Origin of the sequence: Pantoea sp. GABEPS69, assembly GCF_045780835.1 — a bacterium.
Lineage (GTDB): Bacteria > Pseudomonadota > Gammaproteobacteria > Enterobacterales > Enterobacteriaceae > Pantoea > Pantoea septica.
In genome coordinates this window covers 967,465-989,971 of record NZ_CP118618.1, presented here as the reverse complement: position 1 = coordinate 989,971, position 22,507 = coordinate 967,465, and the positions used below count along the sequence as shown (strand labels likewise).

18 protein-coding genes are annotated in these 22,507 nt (G+C 60.1%); 5 read left to right on the top strand and 13 right to left on the bottom strand.

Annotated features, from left to right (window positions below; genetic code table 11):
* Window positions 1-80: 80 nt before the first annotated feature.
* Window positions 81-818, bottom strand: a complete 738-nt coding sequence (gene trmJ, locus PVE98_RS04700; RefSeq protein ID WP_033753951.1) for a tRNA (cytosine(32)/uridine(32)-2'-O)-methyltransferase TrmJ — start codon at window positions 816-818, stop codon at window positions 81-83.
* Between the two features lie 122 nt (window positions 819-940).
* Between trmJ and suhB the strand changes: the two genes are divergently transcribed.
* Complete coding sequence (gene suhB, locus PVE98_RS04695; RefSeq protein ID WP_033753954.1) at window positions 941-1,744, top strand: inositol-1-monophosphatase; 804 nt, start codon at window positions 941-943, stop codon at window positions 1,742-1,744.
* Window positions 1,745-1,794: 50 nt separating this feature from the next.
* On the opposite strand, the gene PVE98_RS04690 is transcribed toward suhB, so the two are convergent.
* The 3 genes from PVE98_RS04690 to PVE98_RS04680 form a co-directional block, all read right to left on the bottom strand.
* Window positions 1,795-2,808, bottom strand: a complete 1,014-nt coding sequence (locus PVE98_RS04690; RefSeq protein WP_033753956.1) for a TIGR04086 family membrane protein — start codon at window positions 2,806-2,808, stop codon at window positions 1,795-1,797.
* A gap of 213 nt (window positions 2,809-3,021) precedes the next feature.
* Complete coding sequence (locus PVE98_RS04685) at window positions 3,022-4,005, bottom strand: nickel/cobalt transporter (RefSeq protein ID WP_096073626.1); 984 nt, start codon at window positions 4,003-4,005, stop codon at window positions 3,022-3,024.
* Window positions 3,996-4,595 (bottom strand): DUF1007 family protein, encoded by a 600-nt coding sequence (locus PVE98_RS04680; protein ID WP_369826202.1) that lies wholly within the window; start codon window positions 4,593-4,595, stop codon window positions 3,996-3,998. Before PVE98_RS04680 ends, PVE98_RS04685 begins: the two co-directional genes overlap by 10 nt.
* Window positions 4,596-4,779: 184 nt before the next feature.
* Between PVE98_RS04680 and csiE the strand changes: the two genes are divergently transcribed.
* Window positions 4,780-6,048 (top strand): stationary phase inducible protein CsiE, encoded by a 1,269-nt coding sequence (gene csiE / locus PVE98_RS04675; protein WP_096073628.1) that lies wholly within the window; start codon window positions 4,780-4,782, stop codon window positions 6,046-6,048.
* Here csiE and PVE98_RS04670 read toward each other — a convergent pair.
* Complete coding sequence (locus PVE98_RS04670; RefSeq protein WP_096073629.1) at window positions 6,045-7,184, bottom strand: 3-phenylpropionate MFS transporter; 1,140 nt, start codon at window positions 7,182-7,184, stop codon at window positions 6,045-6,047. The two genes, csiE and PVE98_RS04670, sit on opposite strands and share 4 nt — an antisense overlap.
* Window positions 7,185-7,300: 116 nt before the next feature.
* Window positions 7,301-8,554, bottom strand: coding sequence for a serine hydroxymethyltransferase (gene glyA / locus PVE98_RS04665; RefSeq protein WP_033753967.1), 1,254 nt, complete (start codon window positions 8,552-8,554; stop codon window positions 7,301-7,303).
* 331 nt (window positions 8,555-8,885) lie between these two features.
* Here glyA and hmpA point away from each other — a divergent pair, with 331 nt between their 5' ends.
* Entirely contained in the window at window positions 8,886-10,070 is a 1,185-nt protein-coding gene (gene hmpA, locus PVE98_RS04660; protein WP_096073630.1) for an NO-inducible flavohemoprotein, read from the top strand.
* A gap of 56 nt (window positions 10,071-10,126) precedes the next feature.
* Here hmpA and glnB read toward each other — a convergent pair whose 3' ends face one another.
* The 5 genes from glnB to purL form a co-directional block, all read right to left on the bottom strand.
* A complete protein-coding gene (gene glnB, locus PVE98_RS04655) occupies window positions 10,127-10,465 on the bottom strand; it encodes a nitrogen regulatory protein P-II (RefSeq protein ID WP_033753971.1) in 339 nt (112 codons plus the stop codon).
* A gap of 148 nt (window positions 10,466-10,613) precedes the next feature.
* Window positions 10,614-11,948: a two-component system response regulator GlrR gene (gene glrR, locus PVE98_RS04650; protein ID WP_096073631.1), complete on the bottom strand. Its 1,335-nt coding sequence runs from the start codon at window positions 11,946-11,948 to the stop codon at window positions 10,614-10,616.
* Window positions 11,948-12,616 (bottom strand): two-component system QseEF-associated lipoprotein QseG, encoded by a 669-nt coding sequence (gene qseG / locus PVE98_RS04645; protein WP_096073632.1) that lies wholly within the window; start codon window positions 12,614-12,616, stop codon window positions 11,948-11,950. The genes glrR and qseG overlap by 1 nt, the downstream gene beginning before the upstream one ends.
* 3 nt (window positions 12,617-12,619) lie before the next feature.
* On the bottom strand, window positions 12,620-14,047 hold the full coding sequence (locus tag PVE98_RS04640) for a HAMP domain-containing sensor histidine kinase (protein ID WP_096073633.1): 1,428 nt from the start codon (window positions 14,045-14,047) through the stop codon (window positions 12,620-12,622).
* Window positions 14,048-14,611: 564 nt separating this feature from the next.
* The gene (gene purL / locus PVE98_RS04635) at window positions 14,612-18,502 is read right to left on the bottom strand and encodes a phosphoribosylformylglycinamidine synthase (RefSeq protein WP_096073634.1); all 3,891 of its coding nucleotides are present in this window, start codon (window positions 18,500-18,502) and stop codon (window positions 14,612-14,614) included.
* Between the two features lie 265 nt (window positions 18,503-18,767).
* On the opposite strand from purL, the gene mltF reads away from it, so the two are divergent.
* Window positions 18,768-20,225 carry a membrane-bound lytic murein transglycosylase MltF gene (mltF, locus tag PVE98_RS04630; RefSeq protein WP_033753984.1) on the top strand — a complete coding sequence of 486 codons (1,458 nt, stop codon included), beginning with the start codon at window positions 18,768-18,770 and terminating at the stop codon, window positions 20,223-20,225.
* A 31-nt stretch (window positions 20,226-20,256) separates the two neighbouring features.
* Here mltF and tadA read toward each other — a convergent pair whose 3' ends face one another.
* Together tadA and yfhb are read right to left on the bottom strand one after the other, a co-directional pair.
* Window positions 20,257-20,754 carry a tRNA adenosine(34) deaminase TadA gene (gene tadA, locus PVE98_RS04625; protein ID WP_096073635.1) on the bottom strand — a complete coding sequence of 166 codons (498 nt, stop codon included), beginning with the start codon at window positions 20,752-20,754 and terminating at the stop codon, window positions 20,257-20,259.
* 71 nt (window positions 20,755-20,825) lie between these two features.
* Window positions 20,826-21,464 (bottom strand): phosphatidylglycerophosphatase C, encoded by a 639-nt coding sequence (gene yfhb, locus PVE98_RS04620; protein WP_033753991.1) that lies wholly within the window; start codon window positions 21,462-21,464, stop codon window positions 20,826-20,828.
* A 170-nt stretch (window positions 21,465-21,634) separates the two neighbouring features.
* Between yfhb and PVE98_RS04615 the strand changes: the two genes are divergently transcribed.
* Window positions 21,635-22,474, top strand: coding sequence for a MurR/RpiR family transcriptional regulator (locus PVE98_RS04615; RefSeq protein ID WP_033753994.1), 840 nt, complete (start codon window positions 21,635-21,637; stop codon window positions 22,472-22,474).
* Window positions 22,475-22,507: the final 33 nt, after the last annotated feature.

The window sequence follows — 22,507 nt, the reverse complement described above, 5'->3', positions numbered from 1 at the left end:
TCGGAGGATTAGCAAAAGATAGCCGAAGTCTGACATTCCCGAGTATTTTGGTCAACTATTTAACCGAGTAATTTACTCAACTACTCTTTTTCGCCTTTGCGCTTCTCAAACGAGGCCAGCATGCCGCGCAGAATATTCAGCTCGTCGCGCTCTGGACGAGCGCGCGTGTAGAGACGGCGCAGCTTGCTCATGACCTGTCCCGGGTTGCCTTCGCGGATAAAGCCGCTGGTCAGCATCATCTGTTCCATGTGCTGATAGAAGCGTTCCAGATCGTCTACCAGCGGGTATGGCGACTCAGCGTATACCGGCGCGGGCTGCGCTTTTTCCTGCGCCGCCAGCCACGCCATACGCACCTCGTAGGCGATGATCTGCACTGCCATCGCCAGGTTGAGCGAGCTGTATTCCGGGTTCGCCTGAATGGCGACGTGGTAATGGCATTTCTGCAGCTCTTCATTGGTCAGCCCGACGCGTTCGCGCCCGAAGACCAGCGCCACCGGCGCCTGCTGCCCCTCTTCCACGCTTTTTACGCCACATTCGCGCGCGTCGAGCATCGGCCAGGGCAGCGAGCGCGAGCGGGCGCTGGTGCCGACCACCAGGCTACAGCCGGCGATGGCGTCGTCGAGCGTGTCAACGATCTGCGCGTCGCCGATCACGTCGCTGGCACCCGCCGCCAGCGAGATCGCCTGCGAGTCAGGCTTCACCAGCGGATTAACCAGATAGAGATTGCTTAAGCCCATGGTTTTCATGGCACGGGCCACGGAGCCCATGTTGCCGGTGTGAGAGGTTTCCACCAGTACGATTCGGATATTTTGCAGCATTAGATTGGCGTCAGTGAGGAAATGATGGGCAGCATGCTAACATAACTCGAGACATTTAAAGAATGCGCTGCTATACTCCGCGCCGTTTTTCCTCGTTCTTTAACATCCAGTGAGAGATACCGATGCATCCGATGCTCAACATCGCCGTGCGCGCTGCGCGCAAGGCCGGCAACCTGATTGCCAAGAATTATGAAACCCCGGACGCGGTCGAAGCGAGCCAGAAAGGCAGCAACGACTTTGTTACCAATGTTGACCGTGATGCAGAACGACTGATTATCGAAGTGATTCGCAAATCCTACCCGCAGCACTCCATCATTACTGAAGAGAGTGGCGAACTGGCGGGCGACGATCAGGACATTCAATGGGTTATCGATCCGCTGGATGGCACCACCAACTTTATCAAACGCCTGCCGCACTTCTCTGTTTCTATCGCCGTACGCATTAAAGGCCGTACCGAAGTGGCAGTGGTTTACGATCCGATGCGCAACGAACTCTTCACCGCCGTACGCGGTCAGGGCGCGCAGCTTAACGGTTACCGTCTGCGCGGCAGCACCGCTCGCGATCTCGACGGCACGATTCTCGCCACTGGTTTCCCGTTCAAAACCAAGCAGCACGCTCCGGCCTTTATGAATGTGGTCACGAAGCTGTTTACCCAGTGCGCCGACTTCCGCCGCACCGGCTCCGCTGCGCTGGACCTGGCCTACGTCGCCGCCGGCCGCGTTGATGGCTATTTTGAAATCGGCCTGAAGCCGTGGGATTTTGCTGCCGGCGAACTGCTGGTGCGTGAAGCAGGCGGTCTGGTCACGGACTTTACCGGCGGTCACGGTTATATGCACTCGGGCAATATCGTGGCGGGCAACCCGCGCGTGGTGAAATCGCTGCTCTCCAGCATGCGCGACGAGCTGAGCGAAGCGCTGAAACGCTGATATGAAAAAGGCGGCTTTTCAGCCGCCTTTTTATTAACTCAATCTCAATCTTAACGACGTTCGTGGCTCAGCACCTGACGCGGTTGAGTGCGACGACCAATGCGTCCCATCACGCCAGCCAGCACCGCTTCAATCAGCAGCATAAAGAAGGCGTACCAGCTCGCTTTCGCGGTTGCCGCAGCAGCCTGCTCAGCCGCCTCGCGCGCTTTCTGTTCTGCCTGCTGTTTCAGCTGTTGATACTGCTGCATCGCTTTTTGATAGCTCTGTTCGGTCTGGCTAACGATCTGCTCAACTTCCTGATCGCTCTTACCGGTGCGCGCCTTGATGATATTTTTCAGCGCGTCGCGGTCAGCCGCCTGCAGAGTATCGGCATGACGATTCATTACGCCGCTAATCCAGTTGGTAATATCGGTATCGGCGTTCTGCGGATTTTGCGCGGTATTTTTCGCCTGATTTTCGGCATTATTCGCTTCGCTATTCGCATCCTGCTGTAAATTTTCCGGCTGCAATTCCGGCTTGCCGGTCTGGCGCAGCGTGGTAGTCAATTCATTCTGCAAATCATCGAGGTTGATATTATTTTCCTGCAGCTTCTGTTTGGCAAAGTCGGTCACTGCCGGCGCCGCTGCGGAAATACCGTTACCTGCCGCCTGGAAGCCTGCGCCAATAATATTAAATGCGCCGCCGATCAGGCTACTGGCAAGAGACACGGCCAGCCAGATAGTAAATAACGTGCTCAGGCCAAACATCAGCAGACCATGCAGAGCGCCTTCACGCTGCGCCAGACGGCCTGCCAGATAGCTACCCACCGCCATGGCGATCAACATGCTCAGACCGGTCCACACCAGGGCGCCGGTGCCAAGATGCTGCAGCGGATTTTGCTCCTGCTGCGGATCGACGGTGGTGGCGCCAATCGCGGTGCCGAGCAGCGTCAGTAAAATATGCACAATCAGCGCGCCAATTACGCCAGCGAATACGGCGCTCCATGAAATACGCTTTAACGGTAATCCCGCGTGCGTTTCAGTAATGGTTTCTGTTGTGCCATTATTAATCCGGGTTTCGTGCATGGTGGTTCTCCTCGCAACAGACAACGTTAAATAATCAATATTAAAAAAAGACAATACATGTGGTTGTTGTTATTTAGCGTAGACGAGAAAACTATTTTCACCAGAGTAAGCGGCAATATAATGCAGTTAGCGAAGCGTGAATATTTGAGATAAGCAAAGCGGAATAAAGCAAGGACGCAAGATAATATTTTTTTGCGTCCCCTGTTGCGATTGTTATCCGAACGGACGAAGACCGCCGCCGACGCCGGGTGCGGCGCTTTGCCACAGCGCCAGCCCCGCCGCGATCAGCAGCGCGCTGCCGATCAGCGCCAGCAAAGGCATCGCCAGCGCCGCCGTCGAGGCCGCGCGGCTTTCACCGCCCAGCCGCTGCGCCAGCGTTCGAGCGCGCTGCACCAGCAGGCCGATGGCGGAAATGGTTAACGCGGTGCCCAGCGCCATCACGACGGCCGACAGGACGCCCCAGAGATAAACGCCGATAACGCGCGAAAAGAGCAGCATCATGATCGCGCCCGAACAGGGACGCAGCCCCATTGACGCTATCAGCAGCAGCTGGGTTTTCACGCTGACCGCCTCAGCGACCTGCTGCGCGTCCGGCAGATGCGCATGGCCGCAGCCGCAGTGCGCGTGGTGCTGATGATCGGCGCGCAGCGCGCGGATCGTTATCGGCGAGCGCGGACGTAGTTGACGAAGCAGCGTCTTCAGGGCACGCACGCCGATCCATATCCCTAACCCGATCACCAGCAGATAGCTGCCCTTCTCCAGCCAGTAGCTGCTGAGATGCAGCTGGCGCGAAGAGGTCTGCAGCACTACCAGCATCAGCGTCACCAGAACAATGGCTACGCTGCCCTGCACCAGCGACGCCAGCAGCGTCAGCCTGAGGGTGAGATTGAGGCGCGCCGGATGAGTCGCGAGGAAGGTGGTGATGACCACTTTGCCATGGCCGGGCCCCAGCGCATGCAGCACGCCATAGGCCAGGCTGAACAGCACCAGCAAACCGCCAGCCTGTCCGGGCGCGGTTTTAACCTGCTGCAGCAGCTGGGTCATCTGCTGATGAAGCCCTTTCTGCCAGATGGCGCTTTGCAGCAGAATTTGCGGCCAGTATTGCCACAGCGTCAACGCGCCCGCCGCCAGCGCAAGGGCTAGCAGCCACAGCGGCCAGACGCGACGCGCGCGGCGTTGAGAAAGCATCAATGACATGTCAGCGTCACCTTTTGCGCAAACTGACGCCCCAGGTCCATCTGTTCAGACGGCGCGTCGGCTTTATCGAGCGACAGCGCGTACTGCTTCAGCGAGCTGTCAGGTTTCGGCGTCTGCAGCGCCACCTGACAGCGGTCCTGCAGCGCGGCGGGCAGGCTAAGCGCGCGGGCGTCGCGATAGGTCATATCGACGAAATAGGTGGGATCGAACGTCAGGATGTCGAAACGCTGTCCGGCCAGCTGCGGCGGCTCTGCCAGCGGCAACACAAACTCCAGCACCGCTTTATTACCGCTGCGCGACAGCGCATAGGACTTCGGCAGGTTAAGGAATTTCACGCGCTGGCCGTTGTGCCAGACTTCGGAAAAGTAGTGCTGGCCCAGCACGTTCGCCATTACCTCCGCCGCCAGCTTTTTCCAGGTTTCGCTGCCGGGCTTCGCATCGCCTGCGTCGTAAAGCAGATCGGCCGAGGTAATCTCGTCCATGGTCCAGCGCATTTTCAGGCCGGTCAACGCATCGCCGTCGGCGAGCAGCTCGGTTTGCATGTCGATAAAGCTGTGCGGATGCGCATAGCTACCGGCGCTCAGCGCCATTAGTAAGGTAAAAAGCGCGCTTCTTTTAAAGTTAAAAAGAGACATACCAGGTTAAACGCTCCGGTGAATGACAAAAAAATTGTGACCCGTCCTGAAGCATTGCACAAAAAACCAGCCGAAAGCCGCGGCCTTATTCGCCATTGGCTATTCTTAGCGCAATACCGGACCGCTGGAATCTAGACTGATGAGTTCTGCTCCCTCTTCGGCACCACTCTTCACCCGTTCACAGCGTCGTTGTCATCTGCTGCTGCTACTGTATCTGCCCACTCCCGCGCTTACGCTCGAAAAACTCTGTCAGCTGAACGGGGTCGAGGCCGCTGTCGCCCGACAGGATATCGAAGATGTCAGGGATGAGATACAGCGTTATCACCAGCTGGAACTGCATCATATGGTGGACGGCAGCTTTCGCATTCACGGCACCGAGCTGGATCGGCGACTTTGCCTGCTGCACTGGCTGCGGCGCGGGCTGCGCTTGTCGGAAAACTTCGTGCGCGACCACTTCGCCGCGCCGCTGCGCCAGCGGCTGAAAGCGATGAAAATAGAAAAAGCGCTCTACGACGAAACCAATCTGCAGGCGCTGATCAAGCACTGCAGCCTGAAGCTCTGCCGCGACTTCAGCGCGCGCGATCGCCTGTTTCTGCAAATCTTTATGAAATATGGCCTGATGCAGCGTCAGCCCGCGCTGTTCAACGAGCGCCAGCTCGCCTGGCTGCAGCAAAAGTATGAGCGCGAGGCGGCGATGGACGTCATTCTGCACTGGCAAAAGCGCTGCCATTTGGCGCCGCATATCAGCGAAGCGGAATTCTGGACGCTGCTGTTTAGCATGATCCACGCGCCAGCGCCTGACGCGCTCGACCATCCCTGCAGCCAGCGGCTGATGCAGGCCACCAGACAGCTGGTCGCCGCCTTCGAACAGCTGGCCGAACTGCGCTTCGAGGCGCCCGAGGAACTGACGGAGCAGCTCTATACCCATCTGGCGCAGGCGCTGGATCGCGCTCATTTCGGCATCGGTATCGATAACAGCGTGGCGCTGGACGTTACCAGGCTCTATCCGCGTCTGCTACGCACTACGCAGCAGGCGCTGCGCGATTTCGAAACTGCGTACGATTTGCGCTTTAGTCAGGAGGAGGTGAGCCTGATTGCGGTGATCTTCGGCGCCTGGCTGATGCAGGAGAACGCGCTGCAGGAGAAGCAGGTATTGCTGCTGACGGGCGATAACGCCCGGCTTGAGCAGCAGATCGAGCAGCAGATCCGCGAAATCTCGCTGCTGCCGATCAATATCAAATATCAGGAAATGAGCGACTTTCAGCGCGAGGGCGCGCCGCGCGAAATCGCGCTGGTGATCTCGCCTTACGCCACCTCGCTGCCGCTCTATTCGCCGCCGCTAATCCACGCCGAACTGCCGCTGAGCGAACATCAGCAGCAGCGCATCCGGGCGCTGCTGGAGGCTTAAACCGCGCGCGGCCGCAAGAAGAGCGCCGGCAGCGCCACCAGCGCCATCACCCAGAAAAGATGGCCCTGCAGATGCGCGAACAGCACGCCGCAGATCATGGTCATCACCGCAATACCGCCGCCCATCGCCAGCGCTGAATAGATCGACTGCAGCCGAATCACGTCCGGGCCGCGGCGCGCGGCGATAAAACGCATCGCCGCCAGATGACAGACGGTAAAGCTGCCGCAGTGCAGGATCTGCCCCACAATAAGCCACGGCAGCTCAACGGTCGCGCCCAGCAGCGTCCAGCGCGCCAGCGCGCAGAGGCCGGAGAGCAGCAGCAGATCGCGCGCGCGCCAGCGGCGAAACAGGCGATTGCTCAGGGCGAAAACCACAATCTCCGCTACCACGCCGAGCGACCACAGATAGCCGACCACCGAAGCGGAATAGCCGCTCTGCTGCCACCAGATGGCGCTAAAGCCGTAATAGGCGGCGTGCGCCCCCTGCATCAGCGTGACGCACAGCATAAAGCGCCATACGCTGTTTTCTCGCAGCAGATCGCGCCACGCCTGCCAGCCGCCGCTCGCCGCGCTGTGCCGCTCTTCGCCCTGCGGTCGGGTATGCGGCGGCAACAGCATACCGCCCAGCATCGCCAGCACCCCGACGGAGAGCAGCGCCAGAATCGCCTGCGATGACCAGTGGTTCACCAGCAGCCCGGTGAGCGCGGAGCTGATCACGAACGCCAGCGATCCCCACAGCCGCACCGGCCCATACTTGAGTCCGATCTGCTGCGTCCAGGTGGCGGCCAGCGCATCGCTGAGCGGCACCAGCGGCGAGAAAAAGAGGTTGAAGCCCACCATAACGAAGAGCAGCCACAGCCACTGCTGCCCTATCCAGTAGCCGGCGGCAAACAGGCAGGTCATCAGTGCCAGCAGCCGCAGCGCGGTAATCAGCTGCGCCGGATGTTTGACCTGTGAAGCGATCAGCAGGCTGCCCACGAAGCGCGCCACCATGCCGCAGCCCAACAGCAGGCCGATTTTTTCCGCGTCGAGGCCGGTCTCTTTTAACCAGACGCCCCAGAAAGGCAGATAGATGCCGTAGCAAAAAAAGTAAGTGAAATAGCCAAGACCGAGCCATTTCGCCGAGCCGATGGTCATTCTGCCTCCCGCAGCAAAGCGTCCATGATAAGTAAGTGCGCGCGATTTTAGCCTAAAAACGGCAATAAAAAAGGATGGCCGAAGCCATCCTCAATCACGATCGCGCAGGCGTACGCTTACGCGTAAACCGGCAGGCGCGAGCAGACTTCCAGCACTTTCTGTTTGGTGCGTTCGATAGTCGCTTCGTCGTTGACGTTATCCAGCACGTCGGCGATCCAGCCGGCCAGCTCGCGGACTTCCGCTTCTTTAAAGCCGCGACGGGTCACGGCAGGCGTACCGATACGCACGCCGGAGGTAACGAACGGGCTTTTCGGATCGTTCGGCACGCTGTTTTTGTTAACGGTGATGTTGGCGCGGCCCAGCGCGGCGTCCGCCTCTTTGCCGGTCATGTTCTTGCTCACCAGATCGATCAGGAAGAGGTGGTTATGAGTGCCGCCGGACACGATGTCGTAGCCGCGCGCGATCAGCACTTCCACCATCGCTTTGGCATTTTTCGCGACCTGCTGCTGGTACGCTTTGAACTCCGGCTCCATCGCCTCTTTAAACGCTACCGCTTTACCGGCGATAACGTGCATCAGCGGACCGCCCTGCCCGCCCGGGAAGACGGCAGAGTTAAGTTTCTTGTAGAGATCTTCGTCGCCGCCTTTCGCCAGGATCAGGCCGCCGCGCGGGCCCGCCAGAGTTTTATGGGTGGTCGAGGTGACGATGTGCGCATGCGGCACCGGGTTCGGATAGACGTCAGCGGCGATCAGACCAGCCACGTGCGCCATATCGACGAACAGGTAAGCGCCGACGCTGTCAGCGATTTCACGCATTTTCGCCCAGTCGCAGACGCCGGAATAGGCGGAGAAGCCGCCAACGATCATTTTCGGCTGATGGGTTTTCGCCAGTTCCGCCAGCTCGTTGTAGTCGATTTTGCCGCTCTCATCGATGCCGTAAGGTACGACGTTGTAGAGTTTGCCGGAAAGGTTGACCGGCGAACCGTGAGTCAGGTGACCGCCGTGCGCCAGGTTCATGCCCAGAATGGTGTCACCCGGCTGCAGCAGCGCGGTATAGACGGCGAAGTTAGCCTGAGAGCCGGAATGCGGCTGCACGTTGGCAAAGTCGGCGCCGAACAGCGCTTTCGCGCGATCGATGGCCAGCTGCTCAACGATATCGACATATTCACAACCGCCGTAGTAGCGTTTTCCCGGATACCCTTCCGCGTATTTATTGGTGAGCTGCGAACCTTGCGCCTGCATTACACGTGGGCTAGTGTAGTTTTCAGAAGCAATCAGTTCAATGTGCTCTTCCTGACGCACTTTCTCTTGCTCCATCGCCTGCCACAACTCGGCATCATAATCGGCAATGTTCATTTCACGCTTTAACATCCGCATCTCCTGACTCAGCTAACTTTTTAACGGCGGTTTAGGCTCCCTTACGGAGCAAAGGCCAACAGTGTAAACCGTTTTGCCAGGTGACGGTAGCGCCAATTCCGCTTTGCACGCAAACGATTGGCTCGGCGCTGGCAAAGGTTTTTTACGCTTTTCTCTATGCCAGGCTCTTCACGATTTTTCATCAGGTTGTGACGTAGATTTTTTCAATTTGTACTTAAACCTTGCCAGCGAGATCGCCCGATTTAGCAGCGGGTTATTTACAACCTCAGGGGTACGATTATAACATGCATTTAAAATGCAACTTTACGCAGCCTGAGGTATTCCCATGCTTGACGCACAAACCATCGCCACCGTGAAATCTACGCTTCCCGCCGTCGCCGCCGTAGGACCAAAGCTTACGGCTCACTTCTACGACCGCATGCTGTCGCAGCATCCCGAACTCAAAAACGTCTTCAATATGAATAACCAGCGCAACGGCAACCAGCGCGAAGCGCTGTTTAACGCCATCTGCGCCTATGGCGCGAATCTCGATAACCTGGCGGCGCTGCTGCCCGCCGTCGAAAAGATCGCTCAGAAGCACGCCAGCCTGGCGATCAAGCCGGAACAGTACGCGATTGTCGGCGAGAACCTGCTGGCAACGATTGAAGAGCTGCTAAATCCAGGCGATGAGGTGCTGGCGGCATGGGGCCGTGCTTACGGCGTGCTGGCCGATGTCTTTATCCAGCGCGAAGAGGCGATTTATCAGGAAACCGAGCAGCAGGCAGGCGGCTGGCGCGGCACGCGCCCCTTCCGCATTGCCGCTATCGAAGCGCAAAGTTCCGTTATCAAAAGTTTTACACTGACCCCGGTCGACGGCGGCGCGGTTGCGGCATTTAAACCAGGTCAGTATCTCACCGTGCATCTGCATCCCGCCGAATTTGAGTTTCAGCAGAATCGCCAGTATTCGCTGACCCACACCAGCAACGGCAAAAGCTACCGCATTGCAGTGAAGCGCGACGCGCAAGGCACCGTCTCCGGCTGGCTGCATGAAAAAGCACAGGTCGGCGATGTGCTGGATCTGACCGCGCCGCACGGCGACGTATTTATGGAAGTCGATACGGAGACGCCGGTAGCGCTGATCTCTGCGGGCGTCGGCGTAACGCCGACGCTGGCGATGCTGCATGCGCTGGCCGAACAGCAGCATGCCGCGCCGGTGACCTGGCTGCATGCGGCGGAAAACGGCGCGCAGCACGCCTTTGCAGAAGAAGTGGCCGAGACGGGCGCTCGTCTGCGCGACTTTGAGAAACGCGTCTGGTATCGCGTGCCGGAGGCGGCCGACGCCGGCCGTTTCGATGCCGAGGGCGTGATGGATTTGGCTGCCGAATCCGCGCGATTACAGGATGCGCGCAAGCAGTTCTGGCTGTGCGGTCCGATCGGCTTTATGCAGTTCATCGCCGGTCAGCTGCGCGATGCGGGCGTCGACGCCTCTCGCATTCACTATGAAGTGTTTGGCCCGCATAAGGGGCTGTAACAGAAAGTGAGTAAAAGGCCGCTTATAAAGCGGCCTTTTATCTGTTAAAGCCTGTATTAAATCGCCTCTTCGTCCTCTTCGCCGGTACGAATACGCACCACGCGCGACACGTCGAAAACAAAAATCTTACCGTCGCCGATTTTACCGGTCTGCGCGGTTTTCATAATGGTTTCCACGCAGGTGTCGACGATGTCGTCGCCTACGACCATTTCGATTTTCACCTTAGGCAGAAAATCGACCATATATTCCGCGCCGCGATAGAGCTCGGTATGACCTTTCTGACGACCAAAGCCTTTCACTTCAGAGACCGTCATCCCGGTGATGCCGACTTCGGCTAAGGCTTCGCGCACATCGTCGAGTTTGAATGGTTTGATAATCGCATCAATCTTTTTCATGTCAGACCCTTTTCTCACTCCCTCCGTGGCCGGATGGGGTGCTGTAAGTATAGACCCGCAGCCGCAGGCTACAGGCGCGTTGCCCGCAACGCATCCTGGCCGCAGGGGCATTCGTCGACGCTCTCAGGCGCTTCATCGCGCCAGAAAGCTACTCTTTAAAATCGCTGGCGTCCAGTTCATGTCGGGACAGCAGCTTATAAAACTCGGTGCGATTGCGCCCGGCCAGCCGGGCGGCATTGGTGACATTGCCTTTGGTCATCTGCAACAGCTTACGCAGATAGTTCAGCTCAAACTGGTTTCGCGCCTCGACAAAGGTCGGCAATACGCTGTTCTCGCCGCTCAGCGCCTGCTCGACCAGCGCATCGCCGATCACCGGCGACGAGGTGAGCGCGACGCACTGCTCGATCACGTTTACCAGCTGGCGAACGTTGCCCGGCCAGCTTGCCGTCATCAGCCGTTTCATCGCATCCACGGAAAAGCTGCGCACAAAGGGTTTATGCCGATCCGCCGCCTGGCGCAGCAGATGGCCGGCGAGCAGTGGAATATCTTCGGTGCGCTCGTGCAGCGCCGGCAGCTTAAGATTGACCACGTTGAGGCGGTAAAAGAGATCCTCGCGGAACTCTTTCTTCTCCATCGCCTTCGGCAGGTCGCGATGAGTGGCGGAGATAATGCGCACGTTAATGTCGATATCGTGATTGCTGCCGAGCGGACGGATTTTGCGCTCCTGCAGCACGCGCAGCAGCTTTACCTGCAGCGACGGCGGCATATCGCCGATTTCGTCCAGAAACAGCGTGCCTCCTTCCGCCGCCTGAAACAGTCCTTCGCGCGCGCTTACCGCGCCGGTAAAGGCGCCGCGGGCGTGACCGAACAGCTCTGATTCCAGCAGCTGCTCCGGCAGCGCGCCGCAGTTTATGGCGATAAAAGGTTTGCCCGCGCGCGGGCTGGCGGCGTGGATCGCCTGCGCCAGCACCTCTTTGCCGCTGCCGCTCTGGCCGTTAATTAAGACGCTAACGTCGGACTGCGCCACCATGTGCGCCTGCTCCAGCAGCCGCAGCATAATCGGGCTGCGGGTGACGATCGCTTCTCGCCAGCGGTCATCGCTGGCTGGCGCGCGCTGCGCCAGCGCATCGTCGATCGCTTTATAGAGCGCGTCGCGGTCTACCGGCTTGGTGAGGAAGCTGAATACGCCCTGCTGCGTGGCGGAGACGGCGTCGGGGATCGAGCCGTGCGCGGTGAGGATAATCACCGGCAGGCTGGGGTTACGCTTCTGAATTTCCCCGAACAGCGCCAGCCCGTCCATCTCATCCATGCGCAAATCGCTGATGACGAGATCGATCTGCTCTTTTTGCAGCAGGCGCAGCGCTTCCGGCCCGCTGGCGGCGGTAGTGACCTGGTAACCTTCGCTGCTGAGGCGCATCCCCAGCAGCTTTAACAGGCTGGGATCGTCATCCACCAGCAGCAGACGTGCGGATTGTCTGGCCATTAAGGCTCCTCATGTGGCGAGGTTTCCGGCGCATGGCCGCTTTCGGTGACGTCCGGCGCTTTGCGCGAAGAGAGCTGACGTTCAATATCCGTCAGGCGCTCAAGCTTATGCTGCGTGTCGTTAAGGGTCTGGCGCATTTGCGTCTGCTGCTGACGTAGCGCGTCGAGCTGCGCATCGCTGCTCTGCTGCAAATGCGCGAAGCGCGTGCGCGTTTCGCTGAGATCAAGCTGCGCGACCTGATTGCCGCGCCACAGCTGAATCAGCGGACGCACGGCGCCGGGAAAGCGGCTGCTGTACGCATCCAGCGCGTCGACGTAATCGCGGCGTTCCAGCGGCGTGACGTTGCCGTTAGCCATCAGGATGCCGTTTTTAAAGGCGCGCGCCCAGCCTTCCACCGGCCAGCGATGCGCTTCGCCGCGCGCCTCTGCGGGCGACAGGCGCTCGGCGCAGTCGATGGCGCGCAGCCAGTAGAGCGGATTCCCCGTTGCTGTCGCGCTTTCGTTGCGCCAGACGCTGGCGCAGTCGGTCGCCAGATAATCGGGAAGCCTGACCTCCGGCTCGGCGACGACGGCGTCGCGATGCGCGGACGAAGCGGCCGGGGAGGCGCTGCAGCCGCTGAGCGAAAGGCTCAACAGCGCGGTAAAAAGTGAGGCGAAGACGATATTCATCTGTCAGTGATTCCCGGCTGTGTGATTCAGTACAATACGAAAACAAACGTCGGCTTCTTTGCTGTCGATCAGCAGCAGATCCCCCTGCATGCGGCGCAGACAGTCTTTGGCGATGCTCAGTCCCAGCCCGCTGCCTTTAACCGGCCCTTTGCGCTGCAGACTACCCTGGAAAAAGGGTTCGAAGATCATTTCCCGTTCTTTAGCGGGAATCGGCGTGCCGCTGTTGGCGACCTCTATCCACACCTTGTCGCCGTGCAGCTGGCTGCGCAGCCAGATGCTACCGGATTCGCCGCCATAGTTCACGGCGTTAGAGTATAAGTTGTCGATAACGCGCATCAGCAGCACAGGCTCCGCCAGACAGCTTTTCACCTGGAGATCGTAGTGCACATGCATCAGCTTAGCGCGCGCCGGCAGCGCATGGGCGCTGACCACCATATCTACTAGCTCGCCGATATCTACCGTCTCTAGCGTCGTCGGCCCCTCCACCAGCTTGCGGTTGTAGTCGAGCAGCTGCTCAATCAGGCGCTGCAGATGACGGCTGCTGGTATCGAGGATCGCCACGACCTCTTTCTGATCGCCGTTCAGCGCGCCCACCACCTCGTCCGCCAGCAGCTCCGTGCCCTCGCGCAGGCTGGCGAGCGGCGTCTTCAGCTCGTGGGAGAGATGACGCAGGAACTCATGGCGCTGCGTCTCCAGCCACGCCAGCCGCTCGCTGAGCCAGACGATGCGCTGCCCTAAAGAGCGCAGCTCGCGCGGGCCGCGGAACGCCACGGTCGCGCCCAGCTCGCGCCCTTCGCCGAGCCGGTTAATCATGCGTTCGACGCTTTTTACCGGCCCGATAATCATGCGGGTGAACAGCAGCACCAGCGCCAGGCTGACGATAAACAGGATAAGCGCCTGCCAGCCGAAAAACTGGCCGCGATCGGCAATTTCGCGCTGCAGCTGCAGCCCGCGCGCGAATACCACTTCGCGCGTCTCCTGCACCAGCTGCGCGTTAACGGCGGAAAAGCTCTCCAGCGCCTGCGAGGCGGCGGCGGCCGGGTTGCCGTTATCACACTTGAGTTCGGCAAGCTGCGGCAGCGTCGCGCGCAGCGTCTGAAACGCCGCCAGCGCGGGCAGGCTGGAGGCGTGAGAGTCGAGGATCTGGCTGTAACGCGCGCGCTGGGTTTCATAGAGACGCGCCAGAGTGGCGTCGCCCAGCACGCAATATTGTCGGTAGCTGCGCTCCAGCTCCAGCGCGGTGCGCGCCATCGCTTCGCTGCGGCGCACGTCGGTGAAGGTGTTGCGGTTGGTGTCGGCGGCCTGATCGCTCAACGCCGATAAACTTTCCCAGGCCTGCCAGGCCAGCACCAGCAGCGGCAGCAGCACCAGCAAAAAGGCCATCAGCACCAGCTGGCGCAACGATCGGGGAAATAAACGCCATCTTCTCACGCGGTCGCTTCCTGTAATAAACGCTGTGAGAATGCTAGCGAAGTCCGCCGGTGGAAGATAGAGCGGAAATGAAAACGGCAGGCCGTTCGGCCTGCCGTGAGAGCGACGCCGCAGCATCGCCTGAAAAGAAGGTGGAGCCTAACTCAACGTTGCGCCCGATGCTTGATAACGTTGCAGAGCAAACGATTATCGGTTGGTGGACGGCAGGCTCCGTTTGGTGCGTCATTCAGTTTTTATGAGCTCTGCCGCCGTAGCGGGGCAATCATAAACAGGAGAATGAGCCACGCAGTAATATTAGCAAACTTCGTGCCAAAAAAGAAATAACATTCTTTTTCAGAGGGTTGTCAGGTTATTTCTCGTTGGCTGTAGCCTGAAGCGCCGCCGCGCGCGCCCTTCTGTCGCTAAAACCCAACACTTCAACAACCTGGATATTAATCGTTTATTTATCATTAGGATAAATGTCTCCTTTTAGAGACAGCAGAGAGAGACATCTGTCGCCATTTGCCAACAGACATAAAAAAGGAGACATCGCTGTCTCCTTTTGTCTTGTCGCACTGGGCGGGTTTAGCCCAGCTGCTTACGCGCGTTGCGGAAGATGCGCATCCATGGGCTATCCTCGCCCCACTCGGCCGGATGCCAGGAGTTGCTTACCGTACGGAAAACGCGCTCCGGGTGCGGCATCATGATGGTCACGCGGCCGCTTTCGTTGGTCACCGCCGTAATGCCGTTAGGCGAGCCGTTCGGGTTAGCCGGGTAAGTTTCGGTCACCTTGCCGTAGTTATCGACAAAGCGCAGCGCAACCACTCCTTTGGACTCCAGCGCTGCCAGATGCGCGCCGTCGCGTACTTCCACAAAACCTTCGCCGTGAGAGACCGCAATCGGCATATGCGAACCAGCCATGCCGTCCAGCAGCAGCGACGGGCTGGCGGCCACTTCCACCAGGCTGAAGCGCGCTTCGAAACGCTCCGACTGGTTGCGCACGAAGCGCGGCCAGAGTTCGCTACCCGGGATCAGCTCGCGCAGGTTCGACATCATCTGACAGCCGTTGCAGACGCCCAGCGCCAGCGTCTGAGGACGATGGAAGAAGTTCTCGAACGTATCGCGCACGCGGTTGTTGAACAGAATCGATTTCGCCCAGCCTTCGCCGGCGCCCAGCACGTCGCCGTAGGAGAAACCGCCGCACGCCACCAGCGCCTGGAACTCGTCCAGACCGCGACGTCCCGCCAGCAGATCGCTCATATGGACGTCAACCGCCGTAAAGCCTGCGCGATGGAACGCCGCCGCCATTTCGACGTGGGAGTTGACGCCCTGCTCGCGCAGCACCGCAACGCGCGGACGCGCGCCGGTGGCGATCATCGGCGCGGCGACATCCTCTTCCGGATTAAAGGTCAGATGGACGTTGAGGCCAGGATCGTTGTCGTCTTTACGCGCTTCATGCTCCTGATCGGCGCAGATCGGGTTATCGCGCAGGCGCTGCATCTGCCAGCTGGTTTCGCCCCACCAGGTACGCAGCGTGGTGCGGCTTTCGCTGTAGACCGCGCTGTCGCCGGAGCGAATCACAAAGCGGTCACCGCGCTGCGCGCGGCCGATAACATGACTGCACGCTGCCAGTCCCTGCTCCGCCAGCACCTTTTCCACCGCCGCGCGATCTTCGGCCTTAATCTGAATCACCGCGCCCAGCTCTTCGGTAAAGAGCGCGGCCAGCGCGTCGCTGCCCAGTGCGGCGATATCGACCTCAACGCCGCAGTGGCCGGTAAAGGCCATTTCCGCCAGCGTGACCAGCAGGCCGCCGTCTGAACGATCGTGGTAGGCCAGCAGCTTCTGCTGCGCCACTAGCGCCTGAATCGCGTTAAAGAAGCCCGCCAGCTGTTGCGCATCGCGCACGTCGGCCGGCTTGTCGCCCAGCTGACGATAGACCTGCGAGAGCGCGGTGGCGCCCAGCGTATTGGCGCCGTTGCCGAGATCGATCAGCAGCAGCAGGTTTTCGCCGTCCGCCTGCAGCTCTGGCGTGACGGTGCGGCGCACATCTTCCACGCGGGCGAAGGCGGTGATCACCAGCGACAGCGGCGAAGTCATTTCGCGCTGCTCGATGCCTTCCTGCCAGCGGGTTTTCATCGACATCGAGTCTTTACCGACCGGAATCGTGATGCCGAGCGCAGGACAGAGCGCTTCGCCTACCGCCTTGACCGCTTCGTAGAGGCCGGCATCTTCGCCAGGGTGGCCTGCCGCCGCCATCCAGTTAGCGGAGAGCTTCACGCGCTTGAGATCGCCAATCTGCGTCGCCGCCAGGTTGGTCAGTGCTTCACCCACGGCCAGACGGCCGGAGGCGGCGAAATCGAGCAGCGCAACCGGCGCGCGCTCGCCCAGCGCGAAGGCCTCGCCGTGATAGCTGTCGAGGCTGGCGGTGGTGACCGCGCAGTTCGCCACCGGAATCTGCCACGGACCGACCATCTGGTCGCGCGCCACCATGCCGGTGACGGTACGGTCGCCGATGGTGACGAGGAAGGTTTTCTCCGCCACGGTCGGCAGGTGCAGCACGCGGTTTACCGCGTCGCTAAGGGTAATACCGTCGCGCAGCAGCGGCTCGCCTTTGGCCTGCTGCGTGGCCACGTCGCGCGTCATCTTCGGCGTTTTGCCCAGCAGCACGTCCAGCGGCATATCGATAGGCGTGTTGTCGAAGTGGCTGTCGCTCAGGCTCAGGTGTTGCTCTTCGGTCGCTTCGCCGATCACCGCGTAAGGCGCGCGCTCGCGCTGGCAGAGCGCATCGAACTGCGCCAGCTTCTCCGGCGCCACCGCCAGCACGTAACGCTCCTGCGACTCGTTGCACCACACTTCCAGCGGGCTCATGCCCGGCTCGTCGTTCAGGATGTCGCGCAGGTTGAAACGGCCGCCGCGGCCGCCGTCGCTCACCAGCTCCGGCATGGCGTTGGAGAGGCCGCCCGCGCCCACGTCGTGAATAAACAGAATCGGGTTCTCTTCGCCCATCTGCCAGCAGCGGTCGATCACCTCCTGACAGCGGCGCTCCATTTCCGGGTTGTCGCGCTGTACGGAGGCGAAATCGAGATCGGCGTCAGACTGGCCTGACGCCATGGACGAGGCCGCGCCGCCGCCCAGACCGATATTCATCGCCGGGCCGCCCAGCACGATCAGTTTCGCGCCCAGGGTAATCTCGCCTTTCTGCACGTGATCGGCGCGGATGTTGCCGATGCCGCCCGCCAGCATGATCGGCTTATGGTAGCCGCGCAGTTCGACGCCGTTATGGCTGTTTACTCGCTCTTCATAGGTGCGGAAGTAGCCGTTCAGCGCCGGACGCCCGAATTCGTTATTGAACGCCGCGCCGCCCAGCGGGCCTTCGGTCATGATGTCCAGCGCGCTGACGATGCGCTCCGGCTTGCCGAAATCCTCTTCCCAGGGCTGTTCAAAGCCGGGAATACGCAGGTTTGACACTGAGAAACCGACCAGGCCGGCTTTCGGCTTCGCGCCGCGTCCGGTCGCGCCTTCGTCGCGGATCTCGCCGCCGGAGCCGGTCGCGGCACCGGGCCACGGCGAGATCGCCGTAGGATGGTTATGGGTTTCTACCTTCATCAGGATATGCGCCGCCTCCTGATGGTACTCATACTCGCCTTTTTGCGCGTCGGCGTAAAAGCGTCCCACTTCCGAGCCTTCCATTACCGCCGCGTTGTCTTTGTAGGCTGACAGCACGTGGTCCGGCGTGGTCTCGAAGGTGTTTTTAATCATTTTAAACAGCGATTTCGGCTGTTTTTCGCCGTCGATAATCCAGTCGGCGTTGAAAATTTTATGACGGCAGTGCTCAGAGTTGGCCTGCGCGAACATATAGAGTTCGATGTCGTTGGGGTTGCGCCCGAGGCGCTGGAAAGCCGCCAGCAGATAGTCGATTTCGTCGTCCGCCAGCGCCAGCCCCAGCGTGCGGTTCGCCTCTTCCAGCGCCTGACGGCCGTTATTCAGCACGTCGACGCTTTTCAACGGCTGCGGCTCGTGATGCGCGAACAGCGCTTCCGCCTGCGACAGATCGCTGAAAACCGTCTCCATCATGCGATCGTGCAGCAGCGCCTGAAGCGTCTGCCACTGCGCGTCGGTAAGCTGCGGCGCCTGCACGTAGAAGGCCAGACCGCGCTCCAGGCGGCGCACCTGCGGCAGATCGCAGTTGTGCGCGATATCGGTCGCTTTGGAAGACCAGGGCGAGATGGTGCCGGGACGCGGCGTTACCAGCAGCAGGCGGCCTTGCGGCGCATGTTCGGCGAGAGAAGGACCGTATTTCAGCAAGCGCTGGAGGCGCGCTTTTTCATCAGCGTTCAGCGGTGCGCTGACATCGGCAAAATGGACGTACTCGGCGTAAATGTCACTCACCGGCAGGTGAGCGTCCTGAAAGCGGGTCAGCAGTTTGTTTACACGAAATGCCGACAGGGCGGGCGAACCACGCAGAATTTCCATCATTTAATCTCTCGTCAGAGCGCCGTGCGACGCTTCAAGGGGCACAACAGCAGAAAACGGGCGGTATTATAGAGAAACACCCCGCTCGACGAAACCGTTTGCGCATAATTTCTCTGCCTGCGGAATTGCCTGAATTTTGCGCAAAACCTGCTTTATAAGTTGCTCTACGCTGCCGAGTTGCGCAAAATGCCCCTCGCTCTGGGAGTTCAAAAAAGATCAATACTGCCTTTAAAAGACAGAGGCCTTAGAGCCAGCGAGAGACAACTATTTGAAACGCCTAAAATTAAATTATCTGCTGATCGGTCTCGTCACCCTGCTGCTGGCGATGGCGTTATGGCCATCGATCCCGTGGTACGGCAACGGACAGGATGCGATTTCGCAGATAAAATCACGGGGAGTGCTGCGTATCAGTACCATCAACTCCCCGCTGACTTACTACACCATCAATAAAGCCCCGGCCGGCATGGATTACGAGCTGGCGAAGCGCTTTGCCGACTATCTGGGCGTTAAGCTCAAGGTCACGGTGCGCCCGAACCTCAGCGATCTGTTTGACGATCTCGACGACGGCAAGGCGGACCTGCTGGCGGCGGGGCTGATTTACAACGATGAAAGGCTGGCGCGCTATAAAACCGGGCCGAGCTACTACTCCGTGTCCCAGCAGCTGGTCTATCGCGTCGATAAGCCGCGCCCGAAAAATCTCGGCGATCTCAAAGGCGAGCTCAGGGTCGCTTCCGGCTCCGCCTATCTGTCGTCGCTGAAAACGGCGCGCGATAAGCAGTATCCCGATCTTAACTGGGTCATCTCCACCGATCAGGCGCCGAAAGCGCTGCTGGAGGCGGTTGCCGACGGCAAGCTCGACTACACCATTGGCGATTCCGTCACCATCGCCCTGCTGCAGCGCATCCATCCGCAGCTGGCGGTGGCGTTCGACGTCACGGATGAAGAGCCGGTCACCTGGTATGTGCCGCACAGCGACGACAGCAGCCTGAACGCCGCGATGCTCGACTTCTTTAACTCGATGGGTGAAGAAGGCGTGATGGCGCGCCTGGAGGAGAAGTATCTCGGCCACGTCGGCACCTTCGACTATGTCGATACCCGAACCTTCCTGCGCGCCATCGACGTGACGCTGCCGGAGATCAAACCGCTGTTTGAGAAGTATGCGGCCAGCATCGACTGGCGGCTGCTGGCGGCGATCTCCTATCAGGAGTCGCACTGGAATCCGCTGGCGACCTCCCCGACCGGCGTGCGCGGCATGATGATGCTGACGCGCAACACCGCCGACAGCCTGAACGTCGAGGATCGAACCGACACCGAGCAGAGCATTCGCGGCGGCAGCCTCTATCTACAGCGCATGATGGAAAAGGTGCCCGCCACCATTCCCGAAGATGAGCGCATCTGGTTCGCGCTGGCGGCCTACAACATGGGCTATGCCCATATGCTGGATGCGCGCAAGCTCACGGCGAAACAGGGCGGCAACCCCGACAGCTGGGCCGACGTCAAGCTGCGGCTGCCGATGCTGAGCCAGAAACGCTACTATGCGCAGACCACCTACGGCTATGCGCGCGGTCACGAAGCCTATAACTACGTCGAGAACATCCGTAAGTATCAGCTGAGCCTGGTGGGATATTTGCAGGAGCAGGAGAAACGCCTGGCCCAGCAGGCGGCGCAAGAGGCGGAGCTGGGCAGCGGCTATCCGGCGGTGGCGCCGGAAATCGCCATGAACTAGGCAATGTGTGAAGCGCGGCGTCGACGCCGCGTTAGTCCGTTCCGCGCTGCGCCTGACGCAGCGCTTTTTTTTGCTCGCGCCGCATGCGGAAAAAGTCGCTTAGCATCGCCGCGCACTCCTCCGCCAGCACGCCGCTCTGCAGCACCACCTGATGATTCATGCCGGGATGGCCGAGCACGTCCATAAGCGAACCCGCCGCGCCGGTTTTCTCATCGCTGGCGCCGTAGACCAGCCGTGCGATGCGGCTGTGCACCATCGCGCCGGCGCACATCACGCAGGGCTCCAGCGTCACGTAGAGCGTGGTAGCCAGCAGGCGATAATTCTCCAGCACCTTGCCGCCCTGACGCAGCGCCATCATTTCGGCGTGCGCAGTTGGGTCGTGCTGGCCGATGGGCCGGTTCCACCCTTCGCCGATAACGCGATCGCCCTGCACCAGCACCGCGCCGACCGGCACTTCGCCCTGTTCCCAGGCGATGCGCGCCAGCCGCAGCGCATGGCGCATCCAGTATTCGTCTTGAGATTGATTCACGCAGGCTCACTCCCGGCAGCAGCAAAGCGGCGCATTATAGCGATCCCGCGCGCAGAATCGAAGATGCAACCCTACTCCAGCTGCTGAAGTTCGCCGCGCGGCGTGACGCGCCAGCGGTGCTGGCAGAAAAAGAGCAGCGGGTTATCCTGCTTACTGTCGCTGTAGCCGCTATAGAGCTGCAGCGGCGTGCCGATCTGCTCTTCGAGCTGAACCACTTTCTCATGGCCGAGGCAGCGCATCGCCAGCACGCGACCGCCGAAGCCGCGCCGCATCTGGCTGGCGATCAGTTTGACGCGCGGCAGGAACGCCGAGTCGAAGTAGACCTGCTCTACCAGCGGCTGCGGCGAGCCGGTAATCAGCCAGACGTCGGCATCATCGCTACCCAGATAGTCGGTCAGGCGCTGCTGCACCACCGGAAACGCGGTCACCCGCTGGCGAAACCACTGCGCAAAGGCCGCTTCGCGCCGCAGCAGCGTGCGCTCCGAGCGGCCAAAGGTAATCGACCAGAGCAGCAGGCTCATCGGCCAGCGCGCCGCGCGCCCTTTAATCAGCAGCCCCAGCCCGACCACCGGCAACAGCGGTACCACCAGCAGCAAATTGAGCGGCTGACGCCAGAGCAAATAGCGCATGAAGGTGCCGAACATATCCTGCTGATGCAATGTGCCGTCCAGATCGAAAAACACCACGCGACGTTGTGTACCCTTGGTCAAAAAACGCTCCTTTCTGATTTGTTCGCCCTATGGTTCCTTATTGTAGCCATCAACCGCGGCAGCGGCGAAAAGGGCTATTTTTAATTCCAGTGGCTACAATGCCAGATGAATAGTTTATTCTTCAGCAGAGAGAGGCATCTTACGGCAGGCTACTTAAACGAGGACCAGGCATGAGCTCATTGCTGCGCATTCGTCAGCTCTATCCGCGTCTGGCGCTAAACGAGCGTCGGCTGGCGGACTTTCTGTTGTCACAGCCGGATCGGGCGCGCCATCTCAGCTCGCAGAAGCTGGCTGAAGAGTCGGGCGTTAGCCAGTCGAGCGTGGTGAAATTCGCGCAAAAGCTGGGCTATAAGGGCTTTCCGGCGCTCAAGCTGGCGCTGAGCGAATCGCTGGCGGATCGCGACGCCATTACCGTGCATAACCATATTCTCAGCGACGACTCGCTGAAAACCGTGGGCGAGAAGCTGCTGACCGAGAAGCTCTCCGCGATTCGCGCCACGCTCGATATCAACAGCGAAGAGAAACTGAACGCGACGCTACACCTGCTGAAAAATGCCCAGCGCATCGTGCTGGTAGGCATCGGCGCGTCAGGGCTGGTGGCGAAAGACTTTTCCTGGAAGCTGATGAAGATCGGCATTAATGCGGTGGCGGAGCAGGATATGCACGCGCTGCTCTCCAGCGTGCAGGCGATGCGTCCCGGCGACGTGCTGCTGGCGATCTCCTATACCGGCGAGCGTAAAGAGATCAACCTGGCGGCGCAGGAAGCCGCGCAGATCGGCGCGTACGTGCTGGCGTTTACCGGCTTTACGCCCAACAGCCTGCAGCAGACCGCCACGCACTGTCTCTATACCGTAGCGGAAGAACAGAGCACGCGCAGCGCCGCCATTTCGTCGACCACGGCGCAGCTGGCGCTCACAGACCTGTTGTTTATGGCGCTGGTGCAGAACGATCCAGAGCGCGCCGCCAGCCATATCCGTCACAGTGAAGCGCTGGTGAAAAAGCTGAACTAGGCGGCGAACACGAGTATAATGGCGCCGTTTTTA

What these genes read in the sequence shown, in the direction of transcription:
- PVE98_RS04690 (WP_033753956.1), bottom strand. Translation starts at nt 2,808, where the DNA reads ATGCACGAAACCCGGATTAATAATGGCACAACAGAAACCATTACTGAA.
- glnB (WP_033753971.1), bottom strand. Translation starts at nt 10,465, where the DNA reads ATGAAAAAGATTGATGCGATTATCAAACCATTCAAACTCGACGATGTG.
- csiE (WP_096073628.1), top strand. Translation starts at nt 4,780, where the DNA reads ATGAGTTCTGCTCCCTCTTCGGCACCACTCTTCACCCGTTCACAGCGT.
- glyA (WP_033753967.1), bottom strand. Translation starts at nt 8,554, where the DNA reads ATGTTAAAGCGTGAAATGAACATTGCCGATTATGATGCCGAGTTGTGG.
- PVE98_RS04680 (WP_369826202.1), bottom strand. Translation starts at nt 4,595, where the DNA reads ATGGCGCTGAGCGCCGGTAGCTATGCGCATCCGCACAGCTTTATCGAC.
- suhB (WP_033753954.1), top strand. Translation starts at nt 941, where the DNA reads ATGCATCCGATGCTCAACATCGCCGTGCGCGCTGCGCGCAAGGCCGGC.
- purL (WP_096073634.1), bottom strand. Translation starts at nt 18,502, where the DNA reads ATGATGGAAATTCTGCGTGGTTCGCCCGCCCTGTCGGCATTTCGTGTA.
- trmJ (WP_033753951.1), bottom strand. Translation starts at nt 818, where the DNA reads ATGCTGCAAAATATCCGAATCGTACTGGTGGAAACCTCTCACACCGGC.
- PVE98_RS04670 (WP_096073629.1), bottom strand. Translation starts at nt 7,184, where the DNA reads ATGACCATCGGCTCGGCGAAATGGCTCGGTCTTGGCTATTTCACTTAC.
- PVE98_RS04615 (WP_033753994.1), top strand. Translation starts at nt 21,635, where the DNA reads ATGAGCTCATTGCTGCGCATTCGTCAGCTCTATCCGCGTCTGGCGCTA.
- qseG (WP_096073632.1), bottom strand. Translation starts at nt 12,616, where the DNA reads ATGAATATCGTCTTCGCCTCACTTTTTACCGCGCTGTTGAGCCTTTCG.
- glrR (WP_096073631.1), bottom strand. Translation starts at nt 11,948, where the DNA reads ATGGCCAGACAATCCGCACGTCTGCTGCTGGTGGATGACGATCCCAGC.
- PVE98_RS04685 (WP_096073626.1), bottom strand. Translation starts at nt 4,005, where the DNA reads ATGTCATTGATGCTTTCTCAACGCCGCGCGCGTCGCGTCTGGCCGCTG.
- hmpA (WP_096073630.1), top strand. Translation starts at nt 8,886, where the DNA reads ATGCTTGACGCACAAACCATCGCCACCGTGAAATCTACGCTTCCCGCC.